A 10,549-nucleotide genomic window follows, 5' to 3' on the forward strand; every position below is an offset into this window, starting at 1 on the left:
GGTGGCAATCACCGACATCAAAGAGTTTTCGCACCTCACCGCAGCTGATGTCGAAGCGCTCGGGCGTGAACTGGACCAGATTCGACTCGATGTCGAAGACTCTCGTGGAATCCGGGATGCTCGCTATATCCGTCGGGTCATTCGCGTTCAGCGCGCCTTGGAACTCGGCGGTCGTATCGCCCTGTTCGGTAGCAAGTACCGTCCCGCCTGGTTGGCGGGCACGGCGCTGCTGAGCATCTCGAAGATCATCGAGAACATGGAACTCGGGCATAACGTGATGCACGGGCAGTGGGACTGGATGAACGATCCGGAGATTCATTCCTGCTCGTGGGAATGGGATCAGACGGGCCCGTCCGAGCACTGGAAACGTGCCCACAACTACCAGCATCACACGTACACCAATGTTGTCGGGATGGACGAGGATCTTGGCTTCGGGATCCTGCGGATGACGCGGGACGAGGCGTGGAAGCCGATCAACCTTCTGCAGCCGATTGCCAATGTCATTCTTGCGGCGACGTTCGAGTGGGGCATCGCTCTCCATGACCTGACCGCGGCTTCCGAGTTGGAAGGTGCCGCGAAGGGGCAGCTGAATTCCCAGGCCAACAAGGATTTTGCACGCAAGATCGTCCGGCAGGTCGGCAAGGATTTTGTGGTGTTCCCCTTGCTGACCGGGCCCGCGTGGAAATCGACGCTGACGGCTAATGCGACGGCAAATCTCGTTCGTAACCTCTGGGCGTACGTGGTCATCTTCTGCGGCCATTTTCCCGATGGTGCGGAAAAGTTCACCGTCGCAGAGTTCGAGCAGGAAACACGTCACGAGTGGTACCTGCGTCAGATGCTCGGCAGCGCCAACTTCAATTCCGGAAAGCTCATGGGGTTCATGAGCGGCAACCTGAGTTACCAGATCGAACATCACGTCTTCCCGGATCTGCCGAGTAATCGCTATCCGGAGATTGCTGTGAAGATGCGTGCGCTGTGCGAGAAGTTCGATCTTCCGTACACGACAGGTTCGTTGTTCAAGCAGTATCTGCTTGCGCTTCGCACCATTCACAAGCTGGCTCTGCCGGACAAGTGGTTGATCGCGACCTCGGACAATGCGCCGGAGACTTCCTCGGAGCTGCGGTTCCGGGAGCCGGGACTCAAGGGTGCTGCGATGGCGATGGTCGACGATCTGCGTACCGATTCGGTGACCGGCAAGCGCTTGGGTCTGTTGACGGCTTTGAAGTCGCAGGCGCGTTCTCGCCTGCCGAAGCGCAAGAAGTGATATAGATTACATCGAGCAAAAGCTAACCTACGGTGCCGTAACTTACGCTAGAGTAGGTCGTGTTGAATCCGTTCGGCATGAACTTTTCGACAAGAACTCACCGTAGGAGGACCGCATGGCGATTGCAGACGTCAAGGAATATGCGCATCTCACCGAAGCCGACGTCGAGGCGCTCGGTCGTGAACTGGATGCGATCCGTCGCGACATAGAAGATTCACGTGGCGAGAAAGACGCACGCTACGTCCGCAATGTCATTCGTCTTCAGCGGACCCTCGAGGTCAGTGGTCGCGCTATCCTGTTCGCCAGCCGCAAGCGCCCGGCGTGGCTGCTCGGCACCGGCGTCCTCGGTGTCGCGAAGATCATCGAGAACATGGAACTCGGCCACAACGTCATGCACGGGCAGTGGGACTGGATGAACGATCCGGAAATCCACTCGAGCTCGTGGGAGTGGGACGTCACCGGCCCGTCGGCGCACTGGAAGCAGACCCACAACTTCCTGCACCACAAGTACACCAACGTCCTCGGCATGGATGACGACGTCGGATACGGACTGCTGCGCGTCACCCGTGACCAGCGATGGAAGCCGTTCAATGCCGGCAACCTCGTGTACAACACCCTGCTTGCGCTCTTCTTCGAGTGGGGCATCGCCGCGCAGCATCTCGAGCTCGGCAAGGTGGCCAAGGGCCGCGCAGACATGGACGACACGCGTCGTAAATTGCGTGAGGTCGGCGAGAAGGTCGGCAAGCAACTGGTCAAGGACTACGTCGTCTACCCGGCACTCACGGGACCGGCATGGAAGAGCACTCTCAGTGCGAATTTCACCGCCAACATCATCCGCAATCTGTGGACCAACGCCATCATCTTCTGCGGGCATTTCCCGGACGGCGCCGAGAAGTTCACCAAGGCAGACATCGACGGCGAATCGCAGGCGCAGTGGTACCTGCGTCAGATGCTCGGTAGCGCCAACATCGAGGGCAGCAAGCTGATGGACTTCATGTCCGGCAACCTCAGCTACCAGATCGAGCATCACCTGTTCCCCGACCTGCCGAGCAACCGGTACCCGGCCATCGCGGTCAAGGTTCGTGAGCTCACCGACAAGTACGACTTGCCTTACACGACAGGGCCTTTCCTGGTGCAGTACGCCAAGTCGTGGCGCACCATCGCCAAGTTGTCGCTGCCAAACAAGTACCTCAAGGACACCGTCGACAATGCGCCGGAAACGGCATCCGAGTTGATGTTCGACGGCAACGCCGCCTCGAGCGTCGATCCGGTCACCGGCCGTCGCCGTGGACTCAAGAGCGCCATAGCGCAAAAGCGTAAGAGCGGAAAGCTGCGGAGCCTGCTCGGCTTGCGCTGATCAACTACCGAAGAAGCCCAGACACCGAAATCGGTGTCTGGGCTTTTCTCGTTTGTCAGTACTGGTCGTTGGATTTGATGGCCTCGAGGAGTTGCCGCACGGCAATCACACGACGGGCCGATTTTCCTTCGAGAAGATCCAGCTTGCACTCCGGGTCCGCGGGCGGGCCGAGGTGCGTGCATCCACGAGGGCAATCCTCGATCTGTGCCGCGAGGTCGGAGAAAGCGGCGACAACATTCTCCGGTGAAATGTGGGCCAAGCCGAACGATCGGATGCCCGGCGTATCGATCACCCAACCACCCTCGGCGAGGGGGAGGGCCACAGACTGCGTCGACGTGTGCCGTCCCTTGCCGACGCCCGAGACGATGCCGACGGCTCGATTGGCGTCGGGGACAAGGCGATTCACCAACGTCGACTTACCGACGCCCGAGTGCCCGATCAGGGCCGTCAACTTGTCGTGCAGGATGGCGGTGAGTTCGTCCAGCGGATCGTCACGACCGGCCACGACCACTTGGATGTCGAGGTCGGCGAAGGTGCTGGCGAACTCCTCCGGCGGTTCGAGGTCGCTCTTGGTGAGGCACACGATCGGCGTGAGACCGCCCACATATGCCGCGACCAGGGCGCGCTCGACAAATCCGGTGCGCGGCGGCGGATCAGCCAAGGCAACCACGATCAGTAACTGCTGCGCGTTGGCGACCACGATGCGCTCGAACGGATCCGTATCGTCAGCGGTGCGTCGTAGCACGGTCGAACGCTCGGAGACCCGGACGATGCGAGCGAGGGTGTCGGTCTTGCCCGACAGATCGCCGACGATGTCCACCTGATCACCGACGACGATGGGCGTGCGGCCCAGTTCACGGGCGCGCATCGTCACGATCAGCCGGTCGGGATCGCCGCCGAGGACGCAACCCCACCGGCCACGATCCTTCGAGACCACCATCCCCGACTCGGCAGAGAGATGCTCAGGGCGGGTCTTGGTGCGGGGGCGTGATCCGCGACCGGGGCGGACCCGGACGTCGGACTCGTCGTACTGCCGCGGGCTCAGAAGCTTGCCTTTCGCGCGGAGGGTGCCAGCATGTCTGTCCACATGTTCTCGAAGCCCGGCAGCGTCTTGGCCGTGGTTGCGACGTCGTCGACCTCCACGCCGTCGACGACCAGGCCGATGATCGCGCCGGCCGTGGCCATGCGATGGTCTGCGTACGAGAGCCATTGCCCACCATGCAGTTTCGCGGGGACAATGGTCAGGCCGTCATCGGTTTCGGTGACGGACCCGCCCAGCTTGTTGATCTCGTCCGCCAGTGCCGCCAGTCGATCCGTCTCGTGGCCCCGCAGGTGTGCGATGCCGCGCAGATGAGACGTTCCCTCTGCCAGCGCGGCGAGCGCCGCAACCGTCGGGGTGAGTTCACCGACGTCGTGCAGGTCGATGTCGATGCCGCGCAACGTTTCGGGACCTCGCACAGTAAGGATGCCATCGGCGAGGGTGACCTCGGCTCCCATCGAGGCGAGAATATCGCGGATCGCGTCGCCGGGCTGCGTTGTCGACGACGGCCACAACGGCACGCTGACGGTACCGCCGGTAACAGCCGCTGCTGCCAGGAATGGTGTGGCATTCGACAGATCGGGTTCGATGACCCAGTCGATAGCGCGCACCGGTCCGGGTTCGACCCGCCAGGTGTCGGCGTCGCCGCCCGTGGCCGGAGTCGTGACGGACACTCCGGCTTCGCGCAGCATCTCGACGGTCATGTCGATGTGTGGCATCGACGGAACCGGCTTGCCGGTGTGGTGCACGGTGACGCCCTGCTCGAACGATGCGGCCGAGAGCAGCAGGCCTGAGACGAACTGTGACGAACCGGATGCGTCGATGGTGACGGTTCCGCCGCGCAGCGACCCGGTTCCGGTCACGGTGAACGGAAGAGCGTCGCCGTCGATCTGCGCGCCCAGACCTCGCAGAGCCTCGAGGATAGTGCCGAGTGGCCGCGTCCGGGCCTGCTCGTCGCCGTCGAAACGGACGACGCCGTCAGCCGTTGCAGCCAAGGGCGGGAGGAATCGCATGACGGTACCGGCGAGCCCGCAGTCGACGTCGGCGCCGCGCAGCGGTCCGGGTGTGACGGCGAGCGTGCTGGGATCGCCCGCTTCCTCGATACCGATCCCGAGGTCACGCAATGCCGCGATCATGAGGTCTGCGTCACGGCTGCGGAGGGCGCCGGTGAGGGTGGACGGACCGTCCGCCAACGCTGCCAGGATCAGGGCTCGGTTGGTGATGGACTTCGATCCGGGCAGTGTCACCACTGCGTCGACCGGCGTTTGGGCTACAGGGGCGCTCCACAGACTCAGACTCACGAGGTCCATCTTCTCTCATCAGTGGGAGATTGGTCGAAACCGTGCCACCCTGGGTGTCATGTGCGGAAGGTATGCGACCACAGCGGACCCGGCGAGCCTGGCAGTCGAACTCGATGCGATCGACGAGACCGATCACTCGTCGGCCGTCGCCGAGGATTTCAACGTGGCACCGACGACGCCGGTGCTGACGGTTGTCGAGCGCCACGATCGCGAGAACCCCGACAGCGATCCGGCCAAGCGGATTCGGCAGATGCGATGGGGGTTGGTGCCCTCGTGGACGAAAGAATTGGGCAAGGGCCCGGTTCTGTTCAACGCGCGCGCCGATTCCCTGGCGGAGAAACCGGCATTCCGAACGTCATTCAAATACAAGCGCTGTCTCGTCCCGATGGATGGTTGGTACGAGTGGCAGACCGAACCGCAGGGCGGCAAGAAAGCGTCGAAGATCCCGTACTACATGCACCGCGGCGACGGATCGAGGCTGTTCATGGCCGGAGTGTGGTCGGCGTGGCGTGATCCACGGATCGAGAACGCCGATCCTGTTCTGAGCTGTTCGATCGTCACCGTGGACTCGCTCGGCCACCTCGAACAGGTACACGACCGGATGCCACTCGCCCTGCCCCGTGATCGTTGGGACGCCTGGCTCGACCCCGATCACGGCGCGAACCCGTCACTGCTCGAACCGGCGCCCGAACTGTTCTCGGGGATCGAGATCGACCGAGTGAGGCCCCTCGTCAACAGCGTCAAGAACAACGGGCGCGAATTGATCGAGCCGGACGTCGACCGCGCAGGGGAGCAGATCAGTCTGCTCTAGTCGAGCGCCACGTCATTCCAAAGCCACGTCATTCCAAGGCCCACGTCACGGTGACCTCGAAGGACACCTGCTGGGTTCCCGGTGCAATGGCCATGTCGAGCATCGCGCCACCGGGTGCCCTCATCGTCTGGTCGCCGGTGGTGCCTGGTGCTTCGGTGATCGTGATGACGTTCGACAGCGAGGTTCCGGAAAGATCGGCGTATTGCTCCGCGCGGTTCTGTGCGTCCTCGAAGGCCCGAGTCCGAGCGTCGGCGAGTAGCGCCGAATCGTCGTCGATGTCGAAGGCGACGGTATTCAGGCGTGCCGCATCACCGCCGGCGGCGATCCCCGCGTCGAGCACGGCCGACGCTTTACTCAGATCCCGGACGACGATCCGCACCGAGTTGGTCGCGCGGTAACCCGTCACTGTTGCGCCGCCGAAAGGCCCACCGGATCCGTCGTACTGCGGCTGGACGGACAGATCACTGGTCTGAATGTCTTCGGCAGCTGCACCCGCGGCGACCATCGCGTCGATCATCGCCCGGGCCTTCTCGTTCGCTTGGGATACCGCTCCCGACACATCCGGCGCAACAACCTCGACGCCGATGCCCGCACTGAGAATGTCAGGGGCCCCGCGAACCTCACCTGTTCCGACGACGGTGACCTCTTTGGTTGTGTTGTCGCTACTTGCGCAGGCGGTGAGCGAGATCGCGAGCGCAGCGGCCACTGCAAGCGTTGTCAGGTGTGGTCGGACAGACGTGAGGTTCATGGCCCAGAGGCTAGCGACTCCCACTACGCCGCGTGGTCGAATCCCTCATCGAGCCAGGGCGCCGGTGATCTCGGCGTAGGCAACAAAGTTCTTCGACGACAGCGTTGTTCCGTTCTCCAGGTAGCACGTCACGAGGACGAGCCGTCCAGGCTGTCGAAGGCGTAGTTCCGGCGACTCCTGCGCTTCGCCGAACTTCTCGTACAGCGCAGTCGAACGCACCGTGTACTCGAGTGTGCCGGAATCCGTTTCGATCAGCACCTGGCTGCCGGCCACGATGTCCGGCAGGGTGTCGAACACTGCCGCAGTCCCGGCGCCGGCGTGGCCGATCACGAAAACCGTTCCGTCACTGTCTGTTCCAGGCTCGCTGCGACAGCCGACCCAATACGCGTCCGCCAGGGTCGGTGGATCGAGCACGGGGCAGGCGCCTGCAGGCATCGGGAGCACTTTCGTGTCGATCCCCAGATCGGCGATCGACAACCGTGTCGGCTGGGCCATCGGGACCGACTGCGATTGCAGAGAATCGGCAGGAATCGTGTCGACCGATGTGTGCGCGGCCTCGAGGCGAGCTTGTCCGGAGACCGCGCACCCTGGCAGTAGCAGAAAGAGCATTGCCAGGATCAGGACACGACACCGATCAGTGCTGGTTCGGCGCATTCTTACGGCGCAAAACAAATGCACCCGCGGCGGAGACCAGCAATGCCGCGCCGCCGATTCCGGCGATCAGCAGACCGGACGGTCCGGTGGACTCACCTGCCCCGGTCTGGAACACCAGAGCGTCGTCGTAGGCCAGAGGTACAAATGTGCCCTGCGGATCGTCGTAACCGTGGACCTTGTACCCCTCGGGGGTAGTGACCACGTACACCGGTTCCTTCGACGGTCCCGTCGTGGGCGCCGGGGTCCCACCGTCGATCTTCGGGATTCCCACGAGAATCGGGGGAAGAACGATCACCCGAGTGGTGGTTGTGGGAATCGACGTTGCCGACGGTGTCGACACTGCGGAGGACGTGGTGACTCGCGCAGACGTCGTGGTGGTCGGTTCCGTCGTCGTTACTTCGGTGGTGGTCGGTTCTGTGGTGGTCGGTTCTGTGGTGACCGTGGTGGTGGTCGGTTCTGTGGTGGTCGGTTCTGTGGTGACCGTGGTGGTGGTCGGTTCTGTGGTCGTTACTTCGGTGGTGGTCGTGACGGGTGTTGTTGTGACGGGGGTTGTCGTCACCGTTGTGGTGGTCACGGGTGTTGTTGTGCTGGTTGTTGTTTCGGGTGTCTTGGGATCGGAGGGCATCGGCGGTTCACCGTGCTCGCCGTAGTGGTAGTTCTGGCCGTCGACCTGCACCCAGGTGATATCGAAGTTTTCCCACCCCGGGAAGTTCGGGTGTGAGGAAATATCGAGCACCCAGGGGGATTGGCCGATGAACTTTTCGGTCCACTGCCCGTTGCCGTCGATGTGTGTCCCCAGTTGCATGGTCTCGCCGGTGTCGGGGTTCGTGATCTTCAGGTTGATGTGCTGGCCCATCGCAGCGCTCTGGCCGTCGGGGTAGTAGACCGTCACGGTTCCGGGAGAGACGGAATATTCGCGCCCACCTGCGGCGATGCCGTCTGTCGGTGTGGTCCATGTCGGGGTCGACTGTGCGGCAACCGACGGCGTTGTTGTGCTTGCCGAGGGGGTTGTGGTCGCTGCCGTTGTGGTCTCCGAAGTTGCCGACGACGTTGCTGGAGTTGTTGCTGGCGTGGACTCGGAAGGCGTTGCCGACTCGGTGGTGGAGGGTGACTCGGCGGTTGTCTGCGCCGTTGTCGCCTCGCCGTTGTCGCCATCTGTTGCCGCTGCCGGAGCCGCAGCCGCGAATGCGGTGAAACTGGCGACGGCTACTGCTGCTGCGTAGATCTTGGTACGTCCGCGCTGATTGTTCACGACAGTATGGCCTTTCGGTCCCGAAAGCGGCGGCGCACAGGCTCGGATGGACGCACGGCACAGCAAGGCCGGGCAGGTCGAATCGAAGAGTGTGCCGATGGCGGTGGGTAGTTGATCAATCCTTCAATTACTAGGTAACTCGATGGTCGCTATGTCCGTCAAGTCCGATTTGCTGATCGTGCGCCATTTCACAGAAATGCGCTAATCCATTGCGTCGGAACATATTTCGGATGCGTTGCAAAGGGTGATTTCGGGGGTGAATCTCTCCGGGAAACGTCCCGCCGACTGGCTATCGACGGGACCTTAGGTGTAGGCGGGTTCGGGACTTTAGGCCCACGGCTCTGTTCGAGTAATTGTCAGCCGGCAGTAATCGACGCTGTCGTCGCGCCGCACAGATCGACAAGGTCGCCAGGTGCCAGTTCGATTTCGAGTCCGCGCCGGCCCGCGCTGCACAGGACGCGATCCCACTCGAGTGCTGACGCATCGATCACCGTTGGCAGTTTCTTGCGCTGCCCCAGCGGGGAGATGCCACCGAAGACGTAGCCGCTCGAGCGCTCTGCGTCGGCACGGTCGGCCATGACGGCTTTGCTTGCGCCGAGCGCGGCGGCAGCGGCTTTCAGCGAGAGTTTCTTCGGGACGGGGAGTACGGCAACGGCCAGTTTCCCGGTGTCGAGTTTGACGACCAGAGTCTTGAATATCTGACCTGCCGTGACACCGACAGCCCCGGTGAGGGCGGTGACCGCCTCGTCGCCGAAGGATTCCGCGCGCGGGTCGTGGTCGTAGCTGTGAACCTGATGGGCGGTCTTCGACTTCTCGAGGAGTTTGGTCGCAGGGGTCGCAGTTCCGGCCATTGCGACACTCTATTCCAGAGGGGGCCGAGCGAAGCGGGGGGAATGTTGTCCGAGGTCGAGCGAAGCGAGGGGGAATGTTGTCCGAGGTCGAGCGAAGCGAGGGGGAATGTTGTCCGGGGTAGTGGTGTTGGTACTGGTTGATCCATCCGGAAAAAGTGAAGGAGCGACCGTGCTGGCTGTGTGCGAGCCACGACCGGCCCATAGGTCGGAACTGACGATGGCGGTAACCTTGATCCCCACGGCTAGTGAAGGGATCAGAGTGCTGGAACACGACCGGCCCAAGGACGAACAGTCGGAGGTCACCGAACCTGCCGATGCCGTTGCGTCCGAAACGCCCGAAACTGCGGATGAGTTGATTGCCCGTTTCGAGCGGGACGCGCTGCCTTTGCTCGACCAGCTCTACGGTGCCGCGCTGCGTATGACGCGTAATCCCTCGGATGCCGAGGATCTCGTTCAAGAGACGTACATCAAGGCGTACACGGCTTTCCGATCGTTCCGTGACGGAACCAATCTCAAGGCGTGGCTGTACCGGATTCTCACCAACACGTACATCAACTCGTATCGGAAGAAGCAGCGTCAGCCGGCGCAGTATCCGACCGACGAGATCACCGACTGGCAGTTGGCTGCTACGGCGGAGCACACGTCGACCGGGCTGCGTTCCGCTGAGGTCGAGGCGCTCGACGCGCTTCCCGACGACGACATCAAGGCCGCTCTGCAGGAGCTGCCGGAAGAGTTCCGCATGGCGGTGTACTACGCGGACGTCGAGGGTTTCCCGTACAAGGAAATCGCGGAGATCATGGGCACGCCCATCGGAACGGTGATGTCACGGCTGCATCGCGGACGTAAGCAATTGCGCGGATTGTTGGGCGACGTCGCGAAGGACCGCGGGTTCAACCGGGGCGAGAAGGACGTAGCTGCCGAAGCGGAAGGTGTTACCCGATGAGCACGCAGGACGAATTCGAAAGGCTCGACTGCTCAGCGGTCATTGCCGACGTGTGGTTGATGCTCGACGGTGAATGCGACGATGCCAGTCGTGCGCGTCTGCAGCGACACATCGACGATTGTGGTTCCTGCCTCGCAGCGTACGGAATCGAGGAGAAGGTCAAGAGTTTGATCAGCCGCAAGTGCGGTGGCGAGCATGCGCCCGAGAGCCTCCGTCAGAGGCTCACCATCGAGTTGCGACGCACGATCATCGTGACGACTACCGAAACCGACAAATAGTCCGGCTGGGGGCGTCTGAGACGTCAACAACAACAAGGGGCGGGGAAGCAA

At 62.5% G+C, this 10,549-nt stretch carries 11 protein-coding genes; 5 read left to right on the forward strand and 6 right to left on the reverse strand.

Going from position 1 to position 10,549, the window contains the following annotated elements; genetic code table 11:
• Position 1: 1 nt before the first annotated feature.
• Both FEZ60_RS10275 and FEZ60_RS10280 read left to right on the forward strand, forming a co-directional pair.
• A complete protein-coding gene (locus FEZ60_RS10275) occupies positions 2-1,264 on the forward strand; it encodes an acyl-CoA desaturase (RefSeq protein ID WP_033231185.1) in 1,263 nt (420 codons plus the stop codon).
• Positions 1,265-1,379: 115 nt separating this feature from the next.
• A complete protein-coding gene (locus FEZ60_RS10280; RefSeq protein ID WP_033231184.1) occupies positions 1,380-2,621 on the forward strand; it encodes a fatty acid desaturase in 1,242 nt (413 codons plus the stop codon).
• A 55-nt stretch (positions 2,622-2,676) separates the two neighbouring features.
• On the opposite strand, the gene rsgA is transcribed toward FEZ60_RS10280, so the two are convergent.
• Complete coding sequence (gene rsgA, locus FEZ60_RS10285) at positions 2,677-3,708, reverse strand: ribosome small subunit-dependent GTPase A (protein ID WP_045070554.1); 1,032 nt, start codon at positions 3,706-3,708, stop codon at positions 2,677-2,679.
• Entirely contained in the window at positions 3,663-4,970 is a 1,308-nt protein-coding gene (gene aroA, locus FEZ60_RS10290) for a 3-phosphoshikimate 1-carboxyvinyltransferase (protein ID WP_172936060.1), read from the reverse strand. The genes rsgA and aroA overlap by 46 nt, the downstream gene beginning before the upstream one ends.
• A 49-nt stretch (positions 4,971-5,019) precedes the next feature.
• Between aroA and FEZ60_RS10295 the strand changes: the two genes are divergently transcribed.
• Positions 5,020-5,772 carry an SOS response-associated peptidase gene (locus tag FEZ60_RS10295; RefSeq protein WP_095886568.1) on the forward strand — a complete coding sequence of 251 codons (753 nt, stop codon included), beginning with the start codon at positions 5,020-5,022 and terminating at the stop codon, positions 5,770-5,772.
• A 28-nt stretch (positions 5,773-5,800) separates the two neighbouring features.
• On the opposite strand, the gene FEZ60_RS10300 is transcribed toward FEZ60_RS10295, so the two are convergent.
• The 4 genes from FEZ60_RS10300 to ybaK all read right to left on the reverse strand — a co-directional run bounded on the left by FEZ60_RS10300 (position 5,801) and on the right by ybaK (position 9,277).
• Complete coding sequence (locus FEZ60_RS10300) at positions 5,801-6,520, reverse strand: SIMPL domain-containing protein (protein WP_141484514.1); 720 nt, start codon at positions 6,518-6,520, stop codon at positions 5,801-5,803.
• A 45-nt stretch (positions 6,521-6,565) separates the two neighbouring features.
• Entirely contained in the window at positions 6,566-7,129 is a 564-nt protein-coding gene (locus FEZ60_RS10305) for a class F sortase (protein WP_172936061.1), read from the reverse strand.
• 25 nt (positions 7,130-7,154) lie between these two features.
• Positions 7,155-8,426 (reverse strand): hypothetical protein, encoded by a 1,272-nt coding sequence (locus FEZ60_RS10310; protein ID WP_172936062.1) that lies wholly within the window; start codon positions 8,424-8,426, stop codon positions 7,155-7,157.
• Between the two features lie 356 nt (positions 8,427-8,782).
• Positions 8,783-9,277, reverse strand: a complete 495-nt coding sequence (gene ybaK, locus FEZ60_RS10315; RefSeq protein ID WP_172936063.1) for a Cys-tRNA(Pro) deacylase — start codon at positions 9,275-9,277, stop codon at positions 8,783-8,785.
• A 217-nt stretch (positions 9,278-9,494) separates the two neighbouring features.
• Between ybaK and FEZ60_RS10320 the strand changes: the two genes are divergently transcribed.
• Both FEZ60_RS10320 and rsrA read left to right on the forward strand, forming a co-directional pair.
• Entirely contained in the window at positions 9,495-10,220 is a 726-nt protein-coding gene (locus FEZ60_RS10320; protein WP_202025927.1) for a sigma-70 family RNA polymerase sigma factor, read from the forward strand.
• Positions 10,217-10,498: a mycothiol system anti-sigma-R factor gene (rsrA, locus tag FEZ60_RS10325; RefSeq protein WP_092801145.1), complete on the forward strand. Its 282-nt coding sequence runs from the start codon at positions 10,217-10,219 to the stop codon at positions 10,496-10,498. Before FEZ60_RS10320 ends, rsrA begins: the two co-directional genes overlap by 4 nt.
• Positions 10,499-10,549 lie beyond the last annotated feature (51 nt).

The sequence above is a fragment of the Rhodococcus sp. MS16 genome (assembly GCF_013277795.1).
GTDB classification, from domain to species: Bacteria; Actinomycetota; Actinomycetes; order Mycobacteriales; family Mycobacteriaceae; genus Rhodococcus_F; species Rhodococcus_F globerula.

Excerpts from the sequence above, each read along its gene's own strand:
- FEZ60_RS10280 (WP_033231184.1), top strand. The coding sequence starts at position 1,380 with ATGGCGATTGCAGACGTCAAGGAATATGCGCATCTCACCGAAGCCGAC.
- aroA (WP_172936060.1), bottom strand. The coding sequence starts at position 4,970 with ATGGACCTCGTGAGTCTGAGTCTGTGGAGCGCCCCTGTAGCCCAAACG.
- FEZ60_RS10295 (WP_095886568.1), top strand. The coding sequence starts at position 5,020 with ATGTGCGGAAGGTATGCGACCACAGCGGACCCGGCGAGCCTGGCAGTC.
- FEZ60_RS10300 (WP_141484514.1), bottom strand. The coding sequence starts at position 6,520 with ATGAACCTCACGTCTGTCCGACCACACCTGACAACGCTTGCAGTGGCC.
- FEZ60_RS10305 (WP_172936061.1), bottom strand. The coding sequence starts at position 7,129 with ATGCTCTTTCTGCTACTGCCAGGGTGCGCGGTCTCCGGACAAGCTCGC.
- ybaK (WP_172936063.1), bottom strand. The coding sequence starts at position 9,277 with ATGGCCGGAACTGCGACCCCTGCGACCAAACTCCTCGAGAAGTCGAAG.
- FEZ60_RS10320 (WP_202025927.1), top strand. The coding sequence starts at position 9,495 with ATGGCGGTAACCTTGATCCCCACGGCTAGTGAAGGGATCAGAGTGCTG.
- rsrA (WP_092801145.1), top strand. The coding sequence starts at position 10,217 with ATGAGCACGCAGGACGAATTCGAAAGGCTCGACTGCTCAGCGGTCATT.